We start from the raw sequence: 23,338 nt of genomic DNA on the forward strand, positions 1-23,338 counted from the left end.
GAGGAGGTGTAACCGACGAAGCAATCCATAAAACTAACCAAAAATGGATTGCTTCGTCTTGCGGCTCCCGCATTCCTCGCAATGACGTCAGACTATTTTTCCTATGTCTTTTAAATGCCATGTGTAAAGTGAGTAAAGCCATACAAATTTTTATACAATTTTGCTTAATATTTTTTGCAGTTGAGGTTTTTGCTGGTTATGGAGAGCTGTGTCCATCAGTCTCATTTGGAACCGATGATTATTTAAAGAAAAGTACTGCTTACGGTCATATTATGTATAGTATTGATATGACCAACCCTCTTGCTCCTGATGCTTGCGATCCAAGTGATGCAAGATTTAAATTTTGTCTAAAAAATAAAAAAGGGAGTCCTAAAGAATGTACAGTTATTACTCTTAACTTAAATGACTCTAAGACTCTCGGTGAGTTAAGTGCTGATAATCCTGATTTAGGTGGAAACAGTTTGTTGAAGGATATTATTCTGACAGTAAAAATTGTTGATAGACGCTTATTGTGCCTGGTCATGTCTACTTCAAAAGGACCATTTCCATTGGCTTGTAAGAATACTACCACACCAGCTCCGCCATTGCCGCCAGATGAACAATGTCGGAATATAGGTAAAACTTGTTATATGGGTACTACCAGAAGTCAGTCGTTATTTAATTTTTCTGGGTTAGCTGTAGATTGCATGAAGGAAACTCTGGATAAAGTTTTTTTCCGTTATAGTAACTGTAACCCAAAAAATGATAAAGTTAGTTTGGTTGCCCTTAATCCATTCTCGACCTTTCAAGAATCTTTGAAAGTATCTATTAGGGCAGCGTTAATATTATATATTATGTTTTTTGCTGTTAATATGATTCTAAGCAAGGAATATGGTAATTTAGATAAAATAGCAACTTTTGTTATGAAACTAATAATGGTGACTTATTTTGCTACAGGTATTGGACCAGCTTATTTTAAGGGTGGTAAAGAAACTACTGACAATGGGATGTTGCAGTATGGCTTACCGTTACTTACTGAACTTACTCCACAATTTGCCCAAATAGTTTTTAATTCTGGTGGTTCTAGAGGGTTATGTGAATTTGATGCTAAGAAATATAAAAATGGTTATAGTTTTTATGCCCTTTGGGATGCTGTTGATTGTCGGATAGCTTATTATTTGGGTATGGGGTTAATCTATAATACAGAAGCTATTTTAAATAACGTTCCTAGTACTGTGTCGGACAGCAATAGCAATAAAGGTACTGCTATTGAAGATTTTAAAAAACCTGGTAGTGAAGCTCCGGATGATTTGGGTAAGGTAGGGGCATTCAGATTTTTTACTGTATTATTTGGCTTTTTATTAGCTGGTAATATCATAATAGTAGTATCTGGGTTAATATTTTCTGTAATATTTATCTCAATAATTTTATATTTTTTAACCCATTACTTAGTATGTTTAGTTACCATATATGTCATGACCTATATTTCTCCTATATTTATTCCTATGGCTTTATTTACTAGAACCAAAGCATATTTTGACGCATGGCTAAAAATTTGTATATCTTGTGCATTGCAGCCTGCGGTAATAGCTGGTTTTATTGCCTTGCTGCTTACTATGTACGATTCGGCAATATACAAGAATTGTCAGTTTATGAGGCATGACTATGTACATAATGAGGTTCAGTTTAGTACTTTTGAGCTTAGATTGCCAATAGATAAGCCTGAAGATTGTAGAAATAGTGCTGGGTATAAATTATTACAATATTATTCAGGAGTAGGTTGGGAAAAGCATCTTTTAAGTTTTTTCCCAATTAAATCAATTGTTACAGATATCTTCTCATTGATGATAGATTTACTATATGTATTAGTTTTCTCAATTATTTTTTATTATTTCTCAAAATCAATTAGTCAGTTTGCAGCTGAGCTTACTGGTGGTCCGATCATGGATTCTGTAACAGCCAGTCCTACTAAGATAGTTGACATGGTTAAGAAAGGGATAGACTTTATTGCCGATGCTTCAGAAAAATCAAGCGGAAAAGTACCCGAAAAAGATCCCGTAGAAAAACCAAGGAAAGGAGGGGAAGAAGCAAAAGATTCTAGTAGTGGTGGTATGGGTGGCGGTGGTAGCGATATGGGTGCAGGTGGTGGCGGTGGTGGTATGAGTCCTGGTGGTGCTGGGTAATGGCTAGAATTAACCATAATAACATTATGATGTCGTCATTGCGAGGAGTACAAAAACCCCTAATGTCATATATGGCATTCAATGAACAATGGATTGCCACGACCACTACGTGGTCTCGCAATGACGGAAACACTTCTACCCCAACGTCATTGCGAGGAGGTCGTAAGATCGACGAAGCAATCCATACAAACTTCATGGATTGCCACGCTCACATACGCTCGCTCGCAATGACGCCACAAGGTAGATTACTTTGTTTGGACTTCACACCTTCTTGTAATTACGTCAATTTGTTATGGATAAATACTAATGGGGTTAGCTATAACTTGGATATTATCATATGAAAGGAAATTTATCAAAACTTATAATGTTACTAGGTCTAATTGCTTTATTGGTTAGCCTTGTTATGGTAGTGCTTGCGATGATAGGATCAGTAAAAATTACTAATGGTTGTCTTATGAGATATGATGACACACAGGGTGGTAATACCGATTATATTACTAATACGGTAATGCTTAACGCAACAGGAAACTATACTGTTATTACTGAAACAAACCCAGATGGTTCGCTCAATACTAAATATGATCCTAAGCATTACGGAGAATGGTTAAATACTAACCTAGCTGTTACAAATGGGCAGGAGATTCAGTTTTCAATAAAAGGCAATATAAGTCTCTGCAGGGCTTATATTCCCCCAAATAATATCCAACAACTTTCAGATTTGGATAGTAATGGTAACAGAATTGCCATTCCTAGGGTTGAAGAAACTAATGTGGAACCGTTATCTTTAATTTTTGATGCTAAAACTGATGAATGGCGAAATATAGCTGAATTATTTGTTAATGATGAGGTTGTAATATCAATTTTGCCGGATCAAAAGAAATTGCCAAATATGGTTAATGTTAGTGTAAAAAATATCTTTAAGTTTGTTAAGCAAGATGGTGAATCTAAAAATTTTATAGAAACAGCAGATTGCTCAGAAGGCAAGAGAAAATACAGTCCATTATGTGGTAGATATTCAATATATTATGGAGAGTATGTTAGTGGTTGTAGATTTGCAGAAAATTGTAATAATCCAAACGATTGTATTAATGTTACCCCACATGAGGTGTGTTGGAGTAAACCAGAAGACCGTGAATTAGGTTATGGGGTGTGCATACTAGATGGAGCCCATTTAGCTAGTTATTGGAGAACAATATGTGATAAGACTCCTTTTTGGGCTAATGTTATGGGGGAGGCACCAGAACCTTATCGAGATGATGGTTTTTTTACATCTCCTTGGTCTAGTGACGTTAGAAAATTATTTACGGATTTTCATCCGGAATGTTCTTACAATTCTAGTGCCTCATCTCGTACATGCCCAGATGTTGATCATAGTATTAAAGATAAAGCTTATATAGAAGGAGACTACCAGAAAAAAAGACATTTTTGGTATGCTGCTCCAACAGGTTTATTATACAGAATCGATAATAGTGGAACTCCATCTAAATCTTTAGGAACAGCCTATATGGTTGCTAAAATAAATGATAAAGACAAGGGGAATGATTCGGGAAATGATAGTAAGGTGGCTAATAGTAAATATCAAATTATTTTTAACGATATTATAACCGCTACAGCAAAAAGCTATTTACAATATCGTTTTTGGTCAAAATATTCTGACTATAGCCAAAATACTGGTGGTTATGTGTTAAATATTAAGCAAACTAAATGTCGAAGAAGTAATGGTAATAGTTTTGATGATGTTATAGAGAATCGTGGTGGAGTACAGTATTTAATAATGCCATATGGTGAAAATCCTAATAAAACTAGTACAATTTATAGCACTACTAATATTCAAGTGAAAGATGCCGATGGTAATGCAAAAATTACGGCGAATGATACTGGATATTTATGGATGAGAATTTACAATGCAAAAGAGGATTATAAAGAAAGTTATGGTAGGTACAAAGTAGAATTTCGTACATCACAAAAGGTGGGTAGCTTTACTTTTAATGTTCTAAATCCTTTATTTGAGTTGTTAAAAGGAAAAATCAAGGATGCTGCGGTAACAATTTTTAAGAACATGACTTGCTATGGTGGTGGAACTACTACTTGTAGTAACTTTTTTAACTATATAAAAGCAGTGTTAATTCTTTACGTTATGTTATATGGGGCAATGTTTTTACTAGGTATGGTTAAAATCAATCAACAGGATTTGGTAATTAGGATAGCAAAAATTGCCATAGTTAGTGGATTAATGAATGAGAGTACTTTTAGATTTTTTAATGAATATATATTTGATTTTATCACTAATTTTTCAGATGGGATCATCTCTAATATGAGTGGTTATAGTATGTTTTCATCTACGGATAAGATATCAAATCCTTTTATGTTCTTAGATGCATTAATGAGTAAAATATTATTTAGTAAAACTTTTGCTGGTCAAGTGCTATCTTTATTATCAATGGGCCTTAGTGGACTGATTTATTTTGTTATACTATTTATTAGTGTAATTATAGTAATCATTACCGTTCTTCGGGCGGTAGCAGTTTATATTATGGCATTTATGGCAACAGCTTTATTAATCGGCATAGCTCCACTATTTCTTACATTTATGCTATTTGATTTTACGAGATATTTATTTGATAATTGGGTGCGATTTACTTTTAGATATATGATAGAACCAGTAATCTTAATGGCAGGAATTATTATACTTACTCAGTTGTTTACAATTTACTTGGATTTTACAACTGGTTATAGTGTGTGTTGGAAATGTGCTTTACCAATAAAAATTCCATTCCCTGCCATTCCGGGTCTTCCTGCAATTTTCTCTAATTTAGAGATTTTTTGTATCAATTGGTTTGCACCTTGGGGGATGGATCCTCGTTCTGGGATGATGGGCTTGAATATGCAACATTATATTGCCTTGATTATTATTTCCTATGGAATGTATGGTTATGTTGAATTTTCTGGGCAAATGGTGGCAAAATTGACTAGTACTGCTGGACCTTCTGCTACCTCTATGGGGCAAAATATGTCATCGGCAATGGAGCAAGGAGCTTTGAAAAAAGTTGGTTTAGACAAACAAGGAAGAGACGCAATCAAGCAAGATGCTAGTAAAAGATTAAAAGATAGGAATAAAGCCCTTGATAAGGGTAATAAAGCTAGATCAAAAATTGATACCAAGGATAGTGATGGTAACAATAAGGCTGAAAGTTCAAATAATAGTGAAGGTGGTGGTGAAAGTGCTTCTAATACGAGTCCGAAATAATAATTGAAAATAAGTGAATAGGATGAGAAATTTTAGGTATTTAATTTTGTTGGTAGATTTACTAGACTTCCTGCATAAGTCAAAGATAGTTGAGGGATTTTTAGGAAAAACGAAGCCTGCTACCCTCGCGTACATAGACGATTGTTCGGAGCGGAGGCGAGTTTTGACGACAAAATCACCAACTAGATTGACTTATGCAGGAAGTCTACTATTTAAGGGGCAAATATTTATTGCCTTACTAGTTCTCTTAGCCTTTCATTCTGCCAAAGCCGATGATAGTAAATATGATTGGATGAATTCAACTTTAAGTGGGCTTGGTGCTTTATTTGCGACATGTCTAGAAGTACCAAAATTTAATGGTATGCAAGAAGGCAGAATTTCTTTAGACCTGGCAAAACCCAATACATGGAATTCTACCGGTAACTACGTTAAAAAAGATAGAGCAATTAAGTTTGAATGGAGTACTAGGGGAGCTGTAAGTAATCCAAGAAAATATTTGGTGATTTACCGTATAGATCCAAGGTTCAATAAACCTCAAATATTTATTAAAACTTTTAATTATTTAACTAATAAGTATGAAGCTAGTGATTTTCCAGGATTTAAGTCAACTGACCAAACGAAAGATTATGCAACTTTAGCATTTAATAAAATACAAAATTATGTAGACTATTTTAATTTTGCTAAAAACAGACAAAAAATTCATATAGAACAAGGTGATGTAATAAACATAACTCTTGCAGCAGCGGGAGAGTTTTTTAGTGCAGCTACTGACAAAGATATATTAAAAACAGAACTTGAGAGTAATACGCTGGGAATAGCGTCACTTTACACTAATAGTAACATTGATAATAAAATATTATATTCAACTACAGAAAAATTATGTAATGTTATTGATCCCTTAAGAAGCTTAGAGTGTAGTGGTACTGGAGCAAATACCAAATATAAGACATTAGATAAGCTAATATTAGTTGGTAAGCCATTAACTCAATCATCTATAGACCGTATGAATAACTTATCTGTTACAAATTGTCCTAATTCTGTTAATGATAATGATCCAGTATGCTTCTATGATCAAGGAAGAGGAATGAAGATATCGCTAGGTGGGAATGTCATAAAGGGAGAAGCAGAAAGTTTTGTATATTCTGAATCTTTAAAAAAGAATTTCTTATATTACAAGTCTAGCGTTGCCGGTAATTTGGATTTTTCAACTAATTGGTCAATTCAAGGTATGTTTACTGCTCTGGATAAGCCTCTAATGAGTGATTGGACTAGCTTTTCTAGTTTTGGTGAGCTTAGTTCTTATATTAATGGTTCTACTGTAGATTTGAGTGCTAAATTCTTACATTTTGGACGCTACATTATGATTGTAGAAGTAGGTAATGGTGATAAGGCTATTAGTAATACTCAACAAAAAAACATAGAAGTTGAATATGCTATAATGGAAGATGGTGGAACGCCAGATGAAAAATCGACCGTTGGAACACAAATTGCCCAAGATTTTTCAATTGATGCTGAAAAAGATGGCTATTTATGGATTAGAGTCAAGAATCCTAATAAAGAGGTGATGGGAGAAATTAGTGTAAATTATGCTAATTACACTGGAAGTACTTGGTTCTCAGATATTGTATATAAAGGAGCCGTTAAACCTATTACTGATAGTTTTCATAATTCTACTTGGCATTTCTATACTAAACTAACTAAAAACGTAACGTTACGACGAATCATCAAATCAGCATTAGTTCTCTATGTAATGATATATGCGTTAACCTTTTTAGCAGGTGCTACCCAGATAACGGCTAAAGATTTATTAACTAGGTTTATAAAAATAGCTTTGGTAGCAGTGCTACTAGGAGAAAATAGTTGGAGCTTTTTTAATGATTATTTATTTAGTGCCTTTATTGAGGGTACTGACTATATAATGAGCAATGTATCAGGACTCACTAGTTCTAAGTCTAATATTTTTGGTTTTATTGATCCAATATTTGACAAATATACCAATGGTAGATTTTGGTTATTATTGTTCATACAGCTATTACAAATCCATAATGGTCTTATTGTTGTTGCTATCATAACTATTTATTCTCTTACACTATATTTTAGAGCTATTTTGGAAGTTATCATAGGTTACGTTATAGCATATATTGGTCTTTCAGTGATGATATCTTTAGCACCATTCTTTATAATCTTGGTACTATTTGAAAAAACGAAAAGTATCTTTGATAACTGGCTATCTACTTTATTTAGTTATATGATGCAACCAAGCATATTATTAATATTCTTTTTATTAATAGATCAAGTGATGTCGGATCAACTTTTAAAAATTGTAGTTAGAGCATGTTGGAATCCAGGATTCTTACCAATAGCTATAGGTTTAGATTTAACACATATAGATATACCAATTAATTTTTCTTTTAGTTTGCCATTTTTACCTGGGATACCTTTTTTTAGTCCATCAGTTACAGAAATTAATGATTTAAACGATTTATTAAATTCTACAGGTACATTTTTGGTAATATTTACCAGTTGTTTGTTATTCTATGCTTATTGCCTAATGGCTCATGGGCTTGTGGATTATGTTACTAAAGTGGTTGTCCTATTGACTAATGTACAACCTGCAAGGCGGGAGGGGAATTTCCAAGAGCCTGATAATCCTACAAAATCTATTATGCAGGATATGGGAACTGTAGCAAAACCTATTAAGGATGTAGCTCTTGCCCCAGCGAGAATATTTAAAGACAAGGTAATCGATCAAAATTATAGAGCAAAGGGTAGAGAGGACTCTGAAAATAAAAAAGAATATACAGGCAAAATATTTGCCTCAAGACATGATTCAGATGGTGGTGGAGCAGGTGGCACACCACCTACTAAACAGGAATAATTACTATTTAAGCCTAGGTTTTATAAATGAAGAATATTTGTACTATTTTGTTAATTTCTATATTTTGTCTTTCAGGGTGTACTGGAGATAGGTGTATTGATGCAGATGATTTTGGTTTTATAAAATTTGTAATTTCTTCAAGATACAAAAAAGAACAGTTAAGTGAGCAACAAAAAGATAATCAATCAGCTCCTTGGATCGATACTGGATATAGTGTAAATGGTCAACCACTTACTATATTAGTAAAAACTTGGGATTTTGCTAAAGGAGATAAAAATAGCCCTTCAGAATTATCAGCTTGGTGTGCATGGTATGGTCAGGAAAATAATACCAATACTTTATCTGAATTTTGCAAGAGATTACAACAATGCCAATTTATAGATGGCATAATGTGTACTAATACTAAGGATGCAAAAGTTAGTAATGCCCCATGCTTATTTAAAAATGGAGTGGGGTTATATTTATTGATTGCTGAGTATGATACAGACCCTAATATTTCATTTCAGAAACAACGTGCACCAGATGGTATTACTGCCCATCTTGGTGAGCCTACTGTTAATCTGTATGACCTTACTAAAAGAGGTGAGTTAGTAAAAGCTGGAGGGATAAGTTATAATTATGAAAATGTCAACAAAGATGATTACGATAAATCTCCATTATATTTCAAGATTTTAGATAAGTTTTACGATGATAATAATGGTCAGTATCGTGTAGTTATTAAATCTGGGGTTAATGATACTAGACCAGATCCTATTGACTTTTTAGTAAATTTAATAAAAGTTGAGTTATTTGGTAAAGGAGAGGAACATGGGTTAGTTAGGAAGATTTACGAGAATATTATTAAAAAACCAGGATATCGTTTATCTGTTTCGGCTTTGTTGACTTTGTATGTTATATTTACAGGCTTTTCTTTTCTAATTGGCAATGTTAATCTCACCCATACTGAGCTAATAATTAGAATAGTAAAAATTAGTATAGTATCTACTTTACTTAGTTCTACTATTAGTTGGCAATTTTTCCATGATTATTTGTTTGTGTTTTTTGTAGAAGGGGTAGAACAAATATTACAAATAATTAAACAAACTGCTGCGACCGGGCCAGGTTCTTGGAGTATAATAGGCTTGATGATTGCTCCACAAACTATGGCAAAATTATTTTCATTACTGTTCGTTGATCCATTAGGGTTTATATATATAATTCTATTCCTGATAGCTCTTTATTATATCTTCATGATGGTATTTAAGGCTACTGTTATATATCTTACGGCATTGATAATTATTGGGATGATTATCATAATGGCACCAATATTCATCTGCTTTATGTTATTTGGTATTACCCGTTCATTGTTTGAGAACTGGTTAAGGCAGCTAATATCATATGCTATACAACCGATTATATTATTTACTGGTTTAGCATTTATTTCAATGATTATCAGAACAGAAATATATTCTTCACTTGGTTTTGGTGTATGTAAGTATGACTTCCCAAATTTAGGTCCGATAAATGAACTATTTGGTAGTATTAATGAAGACCTAGATACTAGTCTTGGAGACTCGATATTTTATTGGTGGTTTCCATCTCCAATGAAAGGTAACCAATTTAGTAAAGCAAGAGCTGATATATTAGTACCTGTTGATCATCGTGTAAGGGATAATTCACCAGAAGGTCGTTCGCCGGAGGGTAGACTATGTTCAGCTTATGAATGTCAGGAGAATAGATATATTGAGTTACCATTTTTAGATCCAGTCAAAGATTTAGCAAGAATTAACAACTTTTTTAATGGTAAATTTGTTCAGCTGGATGGATTATTGTTAATTTTTGTATGTGTTTATTTACTAAGTAAATTTAATGATATAGCTGTTTCAAGTGCTAAATTCTTATCTAGCACATCGGGTAATCTAACAAATTTACAAGCGGTTGGACAAGCTGCTTTTGCCCCTATTCAGCAACAAATAGAGAGACCTACAAACTATGCTTTTGGGGCTGTCAAGAAAAGGGCGGATCAACAAGTTGAGAAGGTAAGTATGTTTTTTGCCGGTAAGTATGAAGATTGGAAGATGGGGGGTGTTGCCCAAGAAGCACTTGACCCCAAATCAGTAAATTCGAGTGTTTTAAGTGAAGTAAAAAGAAATTACGGTATAGATTATAAAGACGTTAATGTTAAAGCTGAAAGTGATTATCACAGAGCTATTAACGAGGTTATGAAAACCATTAAACCTGATGAACCAGTTAAAGAATTTACTGGCAATAGTTATTCAGCACTTCGAGATCATTTAGCAGCTCTTAAATTTGGTGAAGGTAAAAAATATGATTCTCTTAATGAAGATCAAAAGAAACAACTTAATGAGTCAATGAAAACTAAAGATGGTAAGAGTTTACGAGAATTAGCCAGTGATGCAAAGTTTACCAAAGATTTCCAGCAAGCTTATATGAATTCGCATCAAGAAATGTCAAAAAGAGGAGTAGGATTATTTGGTAAAAATATAGCTCCTCTCAGAAGTTGGCAAGATATGAACAAGCGTGTTGAGGAAAAGAGAGCGTTACGGGATAGAAAACGTAGGAATATAGGGGAGAAAATATATGCTGGTTATGAAGGGTTAAAGCGGGAAGCTCTGACGGCTGTTGTTGGTAAGGATTTACGTGATGCTTTTGAGGGTAACTTGACTGGGGCTGAGTGGGAAGATTTTAACTATAATGATCCAAGACTTAGAACCCATAATGAATCACTTAAGGATGATCAACGAGCTTTGGAACATCAAAAACTTAAGACAAAAATCAATAAAGAAACTATAGCTGTTCAGGAAGATATCGCATCTCCTGAATATCTAGCTAAACTTGAATTACAGGGTAGAATAGCAGATATTGATTATTATGAACAATTAACCAACAAAGGTCTTTCCTTTCAGGTATATAATGCTCTTGCTCAAGGTGAAAATGATGGAGAAAGTCCAGTATTAATGGGAGAAAGATTTATGCGAGAGAAAGCAACAGATACTCAAACTCGTGAAATGATTGACAATGCCCATAAGATTGAGCAAAGAATGATTGATGAGGATAGATATATACGTAGACAAGAACATTATGATATTATGCGTGAGAAAGCCGAAAGTAATGGTGATAGTCAATCTTTAGAATATAGTAAAGCAGTACTGAAGAAAATAGAAGAAAGAAAAGAGCTTATTAAAAGTGAAGTGAAATCGCATGTTGATGGGATCAATCAATATCGTTTAGCTGCTAAAATGTCTAAATATGAAAATGATTATAGCTAACCCAGCTGTTCATCCTTTATGACATCTAACTTTTTTGTCATTTCTGTGAAAGTCTTGTGTCATTCTTAGCAACGGTGGGAATCTGAGCATAGCACCCTACAATTTTTTATTTATTTCCTTATGATGAGTAAGAAAGCTGACTGCTAAGCGTCATTGCGAGGAGCTACTTTAGTAGCGACGAAGCAATCCATGAGAATTAGTATAGATACATCAAGACTATATGGATTGCTTCGTAGGCTCACGCCTTCTCGCAATGACGTTTTTATGCTGTTTAATACTTATAGAATAAAAATTGTAGGGTGCTATGATCTGAGACCCCTGCGTAAGCAGGGGTGACAAGAGAGAGGGGGGTTATTTAATAGCATTGCATTATTAATTCAAACTGATTATCATCAGTAACAATAATTTTTGTATCAGTGTTGTAGATAATTGGATCATTAACTCGTTCATGACCGAATCTATTGGTCTTAAATATTGGGGTTTTTAAGGTAGCTGCAAAATCAGTAAGAGTCCTAATCATGGTCTCGTTATCATTTCCACAAGTTCCAAATATTATAGCGTTTACTTGTTCTAACAGCCCTGCTTGTTTTAAATGATATAAGATACGATCTAGTTGGTATGGCTTTGTATCAACATCTTCCAAGAAAAGTATCTTATTTGCCGTTTTTATTTGCCATGATGTACCTATAGATGTTTGTACAATGCTTAGATTACCGCCCGTAAGATTACCTGTAACGATTTTACTGGATTTTGCTGCAAGGTTAAGTGCGGATAATCCTTTAATTTTAGCTTGAGTTTCTTTACCAGAAATTATTTTTGCTATTTTTATAAAATTTTGACGATCTTTAGTTGGCTTAAGTATTTCAACGATACCATTACCATGAATTGTCTTCCAACCCCATTCTTGCGAAAAGAAAATATGTAAAGCTGTCATATCACTAAATCCTATAAAAAACTTTTCCTTTATCGGTTTCTTTAAGCGTTGTAAGTCAGGAATTAATTTAGCTGAACCATACCCCCCACGAAGAGCCCATATTACGTTATTTGATTGATCAGTTAAGGCCTTTTCCAAACATAATAATCTTGTTTGATCATCGGAAGAATGGAATAGGCTTTTTCCTTTAAAGCAATCATTTGGAATGTTTAGTTTTAACGAAGTAATATTTCTCAAATTAGATAATATTTCATTGCTGACTCCTGAAGCAGGAGCAACAACAGTAATTTTTGTATCTTTCAATAAATTAATAAATTCTGCATTATTCTTGTTGAACTCTGAATTAGCAAATGCTGATAAGGACATAAAAATAACTGGTAGGAAGATTGTCTGAATTGTTAGGAGCCTAATATGTAAAAGATAATTGTTAAATTTCATAGAGTAGTATACCTATTTATGATATGGATGGTTTTCTATTATGGTCTGAGTCCGATATATTTGTTCTAATAATATTATTTTTGCCATTTGATGGGGCATAGTCATTTTTGAAAGGCTAAGATGGATATTTGCTTGTTCAAGAATCGATTTATCTAAACCGAATGCACCACCAATAATAAATTGTATATTTTTACCTGATTGCAAATTATTTGTTATTAATTTTGTAAATTCATGACTATTATAATCATTACCAATAATGTTTAGTACTATTTTACAGGATTTTTCTTCTAAAAATTCATTAATTAATTTACCTTCAAATTGTTTGATTTGTTCAGCTGGTAATTTTTTTGAATAACAAATTTCTGTGGATTTTATATTATACTTTATCAATTTTTGATAATCTCTGGCAATTGGCTGATAATAATTATTAAGTTTACCAACGGAAATTATTTGTATTTGTCTCATTATTTTATTATTGATTAATTAATTTAATTATACACCAAAAAAGTTATGCACTAAGTAAAAGTTAGAAATTTATATTGACTTTTTATATATTTTTAATTAAAATGTTAACGAGCTTTAATCTATACTTTAAGCAATTATGGCAACATATCTTGGCTATCAATAACATATAAAACTGACCTTAGCATAGTTACCCAAAATAAGTATTTTTTATTTACCCACAAAGTTATCCACAATTTATTCTGATTATTTGTCAAATATACTTGATTAGCTCTTCAGCAATATGCACAGCATTTAAAGCTGCTCCTTTACGTAAATTATCAGCTGTAATCCATAAATTAATGGTGTTTTTTTGACTATGATCTTGTCTAATTCGTGAGACATAGACCATATCCGTACCTACTACATCTTTGGGAGTGACATATTGTATTGGATCTAAATGACAATTAACCTCAATAGAGTCTGATTCTTTAAGAATCTCTTTTACTTCTTCCGCATTTATTGCCCCACTAAATTCAACATTAACTGAAATAGCATGACCAACAAACACCGGTACTCTAACACAAGTTACACTAGCTTTAGCGTGTGTTCCTATAATTTTTTCTAATTCCAGGGCGATCTTAGATTCTTCACTAGTAGAACCATCTTTATTAAAGCTACCTATATGCGGGAATAAATTAAAAGCTATTTGATGTGGAAAAACTTTAGGTTCAATGTCCTTAAAAACATATTTTGCCTTGGTTTGTTCATACAATTCTTCCATTCCTTTTTTGCCTGCTCCAGAAGCTGACTGATAGGTTGATATAACCAGTCTCTTAATCTTTACGGCATTATCCAAAGGCTTTAACGCGGTAGCTATGGGAACAGTACAGCAATTAGGATTAGCTATAATATTTTTAATAGTATAATCTTTTAGGCTAGCCAGATTAGCTTCTGGAACTATCAAAGGAACATCAGGATCAAGTCTGAAAAATGATGATTTATCGATAACTACGCAGCCTTGCTTGGTAACCATGGGTATATATTTCTTTGATATTTCTGATCCGGCTGAAAAAAAAGCAATATCAATTTTACTAAAATCTACACTATCTATATCAGCTATTTTTATAGTACCATCTCCAAAACTAACCTCTTTACCATTAGATTCACTCGATGCTATAGCATAGATATTATTAATTGGCAAACTTCTCTCAAATAAAATTTCTAGAGTTTCTCGCCCAACATTACCTGTTGCCCCAACCACTGCGATATTATATTTTTTTGTCATATTTACTTAATTTAATTGTTTTATCCATTAGTCAATTGATGGTGACGTCGTCGCTCCATCGCTCCTAGCGCCAAATTCTCATCAATTGACTATAGTATAGATACACCAAGACTATATGGATTACTTCGTAGGCTCACGCCTCCTCGCAATGACGTTTTTATGCTGCTTAATACTTATAGAATAAAAATTGTAGGGTACTATGATTACTTATAGGCGTCGCTCCATCGCTCCTGCTACCCAATCCTCCTGAATTGACTATAGGAGGTTGTCGAAGAATAAAAATTGACCGTATTTAGGGTAAATTCTCTATTCTCCGACAGGCTCCTAGTGTGTATCTAAATCATTAAGTATATGAAAGTGCTTATCTAGCATTTTCTTATCTAAGTTATCAGGCAACACTAACGGCAGTGTAGCAAATACTTCATCTAATGCCTTAATAATAGGCTGAGCTATAAGAAGAGATAATGCTTTTGATATACTGTGTACATCACCTGAATGCTGCTTATGGAAGTCTTGATATTTTATCACTATATCTTCAATTATAACAACTTTAGCACGCGGATAATTTGACATCATCAGATTCCAAGGATTACCCTGAGTCCTTTTCTGATCTCCCCCTAATCTAATATCACTTCTATATAATACTGCAGGTTTATCTAAAAATTTACTTTGAATAAATTCTACTATTGTACCAGAATCTGGGTCTGTGCCGTCAAAACTAAATATGCCTCCATCAGCTTCTTTTATAGCTTTTAAATCATTATTTTTTATGTGTTTAGCATGGGTATCCCTTTGCTCTAAATTTTGAGGTAGTATAAATTTATACTTACCACTAGATGCCTCCTCTATGGCAGAAGCTAAATATAAATTACCTATAAGATCCTTATTAGTAAATAATGGACCTGCAAAATACAGATTATAAGATTTCTTAGTTACACTGTTATTAGAAGATTCTACAGAATGATGATTGATCATATATTAAAAACCCATTTAGTTAGAGATAATTTAAAGTATAGTGGGCAAGAAATCAAGACAAAAGAAAATAATTTTTTCTAAATTTTCTTTAGTATAAGTTCAATGAATTAGTTGCTATAGATATAGTCAATTGATGAGAAGTTGGTGACGTCGTTACTCGCCTATCATTTATAGGCGTCGCTCCATCGTTCCTGCTACCCAATTCCCCTGAATTGACTTAGTTTAAGAAAATAAAGTAGAAAAGTCGTCATTGCGAGGAGACCTTAGGTCGACGAAGCAATCCAAAAAACGATTAAAATGGATTGCTTCGTCGGTCTGGCGACCTCCTCGCAATGACAGAAGGGTAGTTGTCACCCCTGCGTAGGCAGGGGGCTTAGCTTCTCGCCATACCGTCATTGCGAGAAGCCACTTTAGTGCCATTGAAGGCAATCCAATCCTAGACTGTCTTAATGGTTGTCAGCCTATTTACCATGTCCTACAGGTCGTTTAGGGGGAGGAGGCGGTGTAGGAGGGAGCTTATTGGCTCCTGTAACATTCTCGGGTTTAGGGATAGTGGCTGCAATAGCTTTTACTTCTGCCTGAAGCTCTTTAGGGAGCTCTTCTTTTTTTGCTGCCACTTCAACAACAGGCTTAGCTGATAAGTCAAGAGTCTTATTATCATAGTTCTCTTTAAGTTCATTTAGCTTTTCAACGATATCTGTTTGTTTCTTTTCCTGATCAACTTCTTCCCATCCCTCAAAATCTTCCTCCCTGAAATCTTTCCCAATAAATTCAATTAGCTCTTTTTTGGTCTCAATATTTTTAGTCTCCGGAAGTTCAGCATGAAGTGTCTTAATAAGAGCAGATTGATCGATATCTTTATTTTCAATAAACTCCACAAGGTCAGCATGTGGGTGTTCATCATCGTCATCATCTTGGAATGCATGTCTTCTAGCAAGTATTGCGTCTTTCAGAGATTTTTCAATAGAAGGTTCCTCTCCTTCTTTAGTTTTATCTACAGCATCTTTGTGTTGTTTATCTATATCATCTACCTTTTTAAGTTTTACTCCAGCTCTAATTGCAGCTAATAGAGTACCTCTTTCATCTTTCTCCTCAGGCACTGCTACTGCCGGCTGTTTCTCCTTAGGCACTACTACTGATTTAAGTTGTATTCCCTTATTAATTTCATCTAATAGCTGCCCACGATTCTCCTGCCCTTCTATTGGGTTTGCTGCTGCCGGGTTGTTAGTTTGACCAGGTGGCGGCGGTGGTGGAGGAGGTGGTGGTGGCGGTTGATAAAACCCTCCATCTGGTAGAGGCGGCGGAGCTGGTTGGGCTGCTGTCGGTGGCAATGGTGGTGGCAGTGGTATTATTTGGGGTTCTTGATGAGCCCCTTGTTGTAAGCCTGGTACATGTAGTGGTGGCGGCGGTGGTGTTGGAGGTATTTCCGCTGCAATATTTGGTTGTGGGTCAGCTAGATTCTGCAACGACGTAGTACGTACAGGTGGAGGTGGAGCATGCCGTTTTGTTGACGATGGCATAGATGCTCGTCTAGCATGTTCTTCTGGTTGTGGAGCATTTATATCCGGCAACGAAGTAGTATGTGTAGAAGGTGGCGGTGGAGCTGGACGTGTTGGTCGTGGTATAGAGCCGGCTGCTTGCTGAGAACCTATACTCCCAGGAGGTAGAGGCGGTGCTGGTGGTATTGTGTTTTGTTGCTGAACAGCTTGGTTTGGTAATGAAGCGTTAGCTAAAGGAGGTGGTGGCGGGGCTTGACGTAGTGGCACCGTCTGTAGATTAGGCATTGATGAGTGCAAGGTTTGCGACTGAGTCTGCTCTTGACCAATCGTAGTTAGTAATGGTTCTGAAATAGAAACTGTTCTGGAAAAAGCTAAATCAATTTTACTACTTAAAACTTTCACTGCATTGGACTGCTCGTTTGATAACTTTCTTTCTGTCAACTTCTCTAATTCTTTATGCAACTTATCTTTTCTAGCTAGTTTTGAACTCTCTATGTTCTTACCAGTGAATTTTAAAGCATTATCAATATGACGTAACGTTTCATTGTTTTTGGTTACGGTTTTTTCTAGAATTTTTTCCGGAGTACTTACAAAAATATGCTTGATTTTTGTTACAATTTGTTTAAGACCATCTAACCAAGTTGATGGTAATTCTTGTTGCAATTTTGCTAATTGTTGTTTTATAGCAATCAGCCCTTGCACTTTATCATTAGCATTTACCAGTTTGGTGATGTCTTTTTGTATTTGGGTTAGTTGTGTTCTTTCGTGCATTAATGCTACAGCTTCATTAGCATTATAAATTTTTGGTACAATTTCCCTAAAATTTTCTTGGGATACAGCTAAGTTGTTCAACTGTTCTTGTAATTCTGCTGCTGTTTCTTTTTGTTTATCCGATAACTCTTTTTGCAAAATCTTATCCAACCCTTTCTGTAATTCTTTATCGATGATTACTTGTAACGATGAAGATTTTTTTCCTATTTTTTTTAATGTATCGTCAACATCTGTAAGTATCTCTCTGTTAATTTCTCTTTTCTCTGCAGAGATCTGCTCATCATTTTTTATAAAAAGATATTTTATCTGTGGAATAATTTGCACAAGTCTTTTAAACCAAGGTAAAGATGGTGCTTCTTTTTTTAGCTTTTCCACTTCTTGTTTTAACTGTATACTGTCCTCCAGTTGTTTATTAGCCTCGAGGAGTCCACCTATAACATTCTGCATCTTTGTTAATGCAGCGGTTTCTTTTAATAATACAGCTTCTATTTCTTGTTGACCTTGATCTTGATTTTGATCTTTTGACATGCAAATACTCCCTATATAACTTTACTATGAACGTCTATAGTAACCAATTGACAAACAACTTGTCAAATTAATACTTGAATTTTTTAGCATTTAGTACTATCATTACCTAATATTATTAAAATCTCTTGGGAGAAAAAGATGAGTGAACTATTAGAACTTGCAGCGGAAATGCGGGAGAAATTTGGGACAGGAGCTGCAAGAGACCTACGCAGAAGAGGTATGGTTCCTGCTGTGGTTTATGGAGCAAATAAACAGCCACTTGCTGTTTCTATTGAAGAAAAAGAAATAACTAAGCACTATAGAAAGCCTGGTTTTATATCATCCATTGTTCAAATTAAAGTGGGGAACAAAACCCATAAAGTATTACCAAAAGCTGTAGAATTGCATCCGATTACTGACATAGTTAGGCATGTTGATTTTGTCCATTTAGAAGAAAAAACCCAAACAATGGAAGTTCCAGTAGTTTACGAAGGTAAAGAAAGAGCTTTAGGAGTTAAAAGGGGAGGGTTCTTTAATATCATCAAAAGAACTATGACTCTTTTATGTGATGTCAATAATATACCTAAAAATATTAATATTGATGTTAGCAATATGCTAATAGGTCAGTCTTTAAAAGCTAAAGGCATTAAATTACCTGAAGGAACTCAGCTAGCTAGTAAAAGTGATTTTATTATTGCTACTATCATTGGGCGTAAGGGTAGTAAGGCAGAAACTGAAGAAACTGCAACTGAAGAAGTAAAAGCAAAATAATTATATAACCGTCATTGCGAGAAGTGTGTAAGCTTTAGCCGTCATTGCGAGGAAGATCGTAGGTCGACGAAGCAATCCATATGACAATTTATGGATTGCCACGCTCACATATGTTCGCTCGCAATGACGTGTATGCATCTCAAACGTCATTGCGAGGAGTCGTTTTATGACGACGAAGCAATCCGTTTTTGTGTTATATCTGCCCTTAGTGTCACCCCTGCGTAAGTAGGGGTCTAGATTCCCGCCTACGCGAGAATGACAATAGTGGGTGGAAATGACAATAGTGGGTGGAAATGACAATAGTGGGTGGAAATGACAAAAGGTCGTAATAATGACATTATCAAAAACGCATGAATATCCCTCAATTATTGGCGAAGCCAATTCTTCAAAGCCTTCAAATATATATTCAAATCAGAAGAGTGTACTTGTTGTAGGTTTGGGAAATATAGGCAAGGAGTATCAAAATACTCGTCATAACGTTGGCTTCATAGCTGTCGATTATTTATCAGAATACTATAAAATTTCTTGGAATACAAAATCCAAACTTCATGCAGAACTGGCACAAGGGATAGTGGACGGACAGAAATTACTATTGGCAAAACCTGTAACTTATATGAATCTGTCCGGTAAAGCAGTACAAGCCATATGTTCTTACTATAATATCAACCCACCAAATATTTTCGTTTTACATGATGATATAGATTTAGAAATTGGTCGAATAAAATATAAATTAGCTGGTGGTAGTGGTGGGCATAATGGTTTAAAATCATTGGATCAGTGTATAGGGAATGATTATCACCGTATCAGAATTGGGGTAGGAAGACCATCGGCGTATGATGATGTATCGGATTACGTCTTAGCTCCTTTCTCTAAAGAAGAATATAAAATTATTATCAGTTCCATTGAGGTAATAACCAATAATTTCCATTTATTGCTTTCAGGCAAAGTGGAAGAATTTAACAGGAGTGTAATTTAAATCATGGAGAAACCATTAAATTTACAGATAATCTATGCAGATAATAGCATAGATACACAATACATGAAGGTAATGGAGAATGGTTTAAATGAGCAGGCTAAAGTCAAGAAGGGGCTTGATGTTATAAAATCATTTTCCTTTGCCTGTTTTGATAATGATAAAAACTTTGTTGCTGGTGTAGATGGCAAGAGTTTTTATGATTGTTTGTATGTTGACATGTTATGGGTTTCTGAGAATTTTCGTGGTCAAAATTATGGTACTTTACTGATGGCAAAGGTGGAAGATGTAGCACGAGAGCGTAATTGTAAATTTATGACTGTATGCACTACCGATTGGCAAGCCAGACCATTTTATGAAAAATTAGGCTTTAAATTAGAGTTTGTAAGAAGTGGCTATGCTAAAGATTCGGAAGTATATTATTTGAGGAAAGATTTATAGCTTCCTAGCATTACTTCGTCATTGCGAGAAGCCACTTTGGTGGCGACGAAGCAATCCAAGAAAATGGTTAGAAATGGATTGCTTTGTCGGCTTACGCCTTCTCGCAATGACGTTTAAATATAATATCGCTAATAGACGTATATATACCCCCAGCGTCATTATGAGAAGCCACTTTGGTGGCAACGAAGCAATCCATGGTAAATACCAATTGGGTTAACTATATGAATAGAAATTTATGATATTAGATTTATGACATTAAGATGTGGTATTGTTGGTTTGCCAAATGTAGGAAAATCAACTTTGTTTAATGCTTTAACTTCCAGTGTTGCAGCAGAAGCGGCTAATTATCCTTTCTGCACTATAGAGCCAAATTCGGCTATAGTATCAGTACCGGATATTAGGCTAAATGAGTTGGCAATTGTTGCTAATTCTACTAAAATTATTCCTACTTATATAGAAGTCGTCGATATTGCTGGCTTGGTACAAGGGGCTAGTAAAGGTGAGGGGCTTGGTAATAAGTTTTTATCTCATATACGAGAGGTCGATGCTATTTTGCACGTATTACGTTGTTTTGAGGATATAGATATTACTCATGTGCATAATAAGATTGATCCAATATATGATGCTGAAATAATAGAAACAGAATTAATTTTAGCCGATCTTGAATCGGTAGAAAAACGTTTAACGAATGCTGAGAAACGTTTAAAAACAGGCGATAAAGCTTTAAAAGATCAAGTAGAGTTATTAAAAGAAATTCAAGCAACTCTAGCGATAGGTAAGCCAGTACGCAGCATCAGCAAGGCTTATAGCAAAGAAATGTTAGATCAATTGCAATTATTGACTTCTAAGCCAGTTTTATATGCTTGTAATGTCTTGGAAAATGAGGCGATTACTGGTAATAAATTTACCGAGCTTGTAGCAAAAAAAGCTGAAGAAGAAGGGGCAAAACATGTCCTCATTTCATCGAAAATTGAAGCGGATATTGCAGTTTTGGAAAGTAAAGAGGAAAAAATTGAGTTCTTAAATAGTATAGGGCTTGCGGAAACAGGTCTGAGTAAAATTATAAGAGAAATGTATAATTTATTAGATCTAAAAAGCTTTTTTACTGTTGGACCGAAAGAAACACATGCCTGGACTTTTAGTAATGGTACACTGGCTCCTAAAGCAGCTGGTATTATTCATACTGATTTCGAGAAAGGTTTTATTCGGGCTGAAGTCATTAGCTATCAGGATTATATAAAGTTTAATGGGGAAGTAAAAGCTAAAGAAATGGGTAAAATGCGTTTAGAAGGTAAAGAGTATAAAATGCAAGATGGAGATGTAGTGCATTTTAGGTTCAATGTTTAAATCAAGGGTAGTTAATTGAGAAAATTATACCATTATCCTATTTGTCCATTATCACGTCAGGTTCGGGTGTTGCTAAAAGAACTAGATGCTCAATTTACTATGGTTAAAGAGGATTATTGGCAGAGGAATCAGGAATTTTTGTCTTTAAATCAGGCGGGTACTTTACCGGTCTTACAAGAGGCATCCAATTTAATTATAGCAGGAATTTATCCGATCACTGAGTATTTCCATGAAAAATATCCAAATTTTAATTTTATGGACGAAGATTTTGATATTAGATGCGAAATCCGTCGATTACTCAGTTGGTTTAATGAAAAATTTTACCGCGAAGTAACAAAAATTATTATCGATGAAAAAATAGTAAGACCATCCTGCCAATTAGGAGGACCTAGAACCGATTTTCTTAGAGCAGCAAAGACTAATTTGTCGCATCACTTGAACTATATGTCCAATTTATTGGAGTTACGTAGCTTTATTGCATCAAATTCCTTAAGCTGTGCAGATATAGCTGCCGCCTGTCATATCTCCGTTCTAGATTATTTCGGTGAAGTTAACTGGGATAAATGGTCATCTATTCGTCATTGGTATGCAATAGTCAAATCCAGACCTAGCTTTCGCTCTCTACTACAAGACAAAATACCAGGTTTTACTCCACCCACATGCTACGCCGATTTAGATTTTTAATGATTGAGATAAGAGGAATTTTCTGCTACAATTTCTAGTGAAGTTCCATGGATAAAAAATTTAATTAAATAATCAGAGGAAATTATGGGTAAAAAAGTAGATGAAGTTCAAGAGAGTTTGTCTGCAGAAGAGCTAAAGAGTCATGTAGGAGAAATGCCTGGTACTTTTCTAGCCTTGCAACAACTAGAAGAAGTAAAAAAGAATCTGGAGGAAGCACGTAAATGTTTTTCTGGTACTGCTAGTAAGGCTTTTTCTGGGGTAAAGAAATTAGAATTTGAGAAAGCAGGAAAGGTGTTTGAGGAATTTATGAGTTCATTTGAAAAACTCAAGGAATTCGCTGATAGTGTAGATCATAAAAAACCTCTAGATAAATTAAGCTCTTCACTAACTCTTACAGGTCGCTTAAAAGATTTTGCTACAGAACAATTAAAAAAAGTTGAAAAAATATTTGAGGCACCCATTAATGCCATCAAAGATAATAAGATTTTAAATGCGGTGGTGAATGTAATAAAATGTTCATGTAAGGCAGTTAGTACTATGGTTAAAAGTAGTTTAAACAATGCTATAGCCATGGGAGACGTTGCCAAGAGTGTTGTTAATCTAGGTTCGGCAATAAAAGAGGCTGCTATGGGTAAAGGGACTCAACAATCAATGAGTAAGTAACTCACCTTACGCATAAACCCCATGACAATTTAAAAATTTCGGAAAAGTAC

14 protein-coding genes and 1 pseudogene are annotated in these 23,338 nt (G+C 34.5%); 10 read left to right on the forward strand and 5 right to left on the reverse strand.

Annotated features, from left to right (window positions below; translation table 11 throughout):
* Positions 1 to 119: 119 nt before the first annotated feature.
* From ACQH1V_RS06600 to ACQH1V_RS06615, 4 genes and pseudogenes are all read left to right on the forward strand, one after another.
* A complete protein-coding gene (locus tag ACQH1V_RS06600) occupies positions 120 to 2,162 on the forward strand; it encodes a type IV secretion system protein (protein WP_425360898.1) in 2,043 nt (680 codons plus the stop codon).
* Positions 2,163 to 2,499: 337 nt separating this feature from the next.
* Positions 2,500 to 5,409 (forward strand): type IV secretion system protein, encoded by a 2,910-nt coding sequence (locus ACQH1V_RS06605; RefSeq protein WP_425360235.1) that lies wholly within the window; start codon positions 2,500 to 2,502, stop codon positions 5,407 to 5,409.
* Positions 5,410 to 5,632: 223 nt separating this feature from the next.
* Positions 5,633 to 8,287 (forward strand): type IV secretion system protein, encoded by a 2,655-nt coding sequence (locus ACQH1V_RS06610; RefSeq protein ID WP_425360899.1) that lies wholly within the window; start codon positions 5,633 to 5,635, stop codon positions 8,285 to 8,287.
* A 26-nt stretch (positions 8,288 to 8,313) separates the two neighbouring features.
* A pseudogene (locus ACQH1V_RS06615) lies at positions 8,314 to 11,538 on the forward strand (type IV secretion system protein); the annotation flags it as partial.
* A 373-nt stretch (positions 11,539 to 11,911) separates the two neighbouring features.
* On the opposite strand, the gene ACQH1V_RS06620 reads toward ACQH1V_RS06615, so the two are convergent.
* The 5 genes from ACQH1V_RS06620 to ACQH1V_RS06640 form a co-directional block, all read right to left on the reverse strand.
* Positions 11,912 to 12,856, reverse strand: coding sequence for an LD-carboxypeptidase (locus tag ACQH1V_RS06620; protein ID WP_425360236.1), 945 nt, complete (start codon positions 12,854 to 12,856; stop codon positions 11,912 to 11,914).
* Between the two features lie 84 nt (positions 12,857 to 12,940).
* A complete protein-coding gene (locus ACQH1V_RS06625) occupies positions 12,941 to 13,393 on the reverse strand; it encodes a 23S rRNA (pseudouridine(1915)-N(3))-methyltransferase RlmH (RefSeq protein WP_094649778.1) in 453 nt (150 codons plus the stop codon).
* A 250-nt stretch (positions 13,394 to 13,643) separates the two neighbouring features.
* On the reverse strand, positions 13,644 to 14,657 hold the full coding sequence (gene asd / locus ACQH1V_RS06630) for an aspartate-semialdehyde dehydrogenase (protein ID WP_425360237.1): 1,014 nt from the start codon (positions 14,655 to 14,657) through the stop codon (positions 13,644 to 13,646).
* 324 nt (positions 14,658 to 14,981) lie between these two features.
* Positions 14,982 to 15,632 (reverse strand): nucleoside 2-deoxyribosyltransferase, encoded by a 651-nt coding sequence (locus ACQH1V_RS06635; protein ID WP_425360238.1) that lies wholly within the window; start codon positions 15,630 to 15,632, stop codon positions 14,982 to 14,984.
* A gap of 461 nt (positions 15,633 to 16,093) precedes the next feature.
* Complete coding sequence (locus tag ACQH1V_RS06640) at positions 16,094 to 18,430, reverse strand: WH2 domain-containing protein (protein ID WP_425360239.1); 2,337 nt, start codon at positions 18,428 to 18,430, stop codon at positions 16,094 to 16,096.
* Positions 18,431 to 18,568: 138 nt separating this feature from the next.
* On the opposite strand from ACQH1V_RS06640, the gene ACQH1V_RS06645 reads away from it, so the two are divergent.
* The 6 genes from ACQH1V_RS06645 (at position 18,569) to ACQH1V_RS06670 (ending at position 23,288) form a co-directional block, all read left to right on the forward strand.
* Positions 18,569 to 19,180 carry a 50S ribosomal protein L25/general stress protein Ctc gene (locus ACQH1V_RS06645; RefSeq protein WP_094648826.1) on the forward strand — a complete coding sequence of 204 codons (612 nt, stop codon included), beginning with the start codon at positions 18,569 to 18,571 and terminating at the stop codon, positions 19,178 to 19,180.
* Positions 19,181 to 19,511: 331 nt separating this feature from the next.
* Entirely contained in the window at positions 19,512 to 20,156 is a 645-nt protein-coding gene (gene pth / locus ACQH1V_RS06650) for an aminoacyl-tRNA hydrolase (protein WP_425360240.1), read from the forward strand.
* Between the two features lie 3 nt (positions 20,157 to 20,159).
* Positions 20,160 to 20,594 (forward strand): GNAT family N-acetyltransferase, encoded by a 435-nt coding sequence (locus ACQH1V_RS06655; protein WP_425360241.1) that lies wholly within the window; start codon positions 20,160 to 20,162, stop codon positions 20,592 to 20,594.
* Between the two features lie 249 nt (positions 20,595 to 20,843).
* A complete protein-coding gene (ychF, locus tag ACQH1V_RS06660; RefSeq protein ID WP_425360242.1) occupies positions 20,844 to 21,941 on the forward strand; it encodes a redox-regulated ATPase YchF in 1,098 nt (365 codons plus the stop codon).
* A gap of 15 nt (positions 21,942 to 21,956) precedes the next feature.
* Entirely contained in the window at positions 21,957 to 22,625 is a 669-nt protein-coding gene (locus ACQH1V_RS06665) for a glutathione S-transferase family protein (protein ID WP_341748867.1), read from the forward strand.
* A gap of 84 nt (positions 22,626 to 22,709) precedes the next feature.
* On the forward strand, positions 22,710 to 23,288 hold the full coding sequence (locus ACQH1V_RS06670) for a hypothetical protein (protein WP_341748868.1): 579 nt from the start codon (positions 22,710 to 22,712) through the stop codon (positions 23,286 to 23,288).
* The last annotated feature ends 50 nt before the right edge of the window (positions 23,289 to 23,338 follow it).

The organism is Candidatus Tisiphia endosymbiont of Ceraclea dissimilis (assembly GCF_964030735.1).
Lineage (GTDB): Bacteria > Pseudomonadota > Alphaproteobacteria > Rickettsiales > Rickettsiaceae > Tisiphia.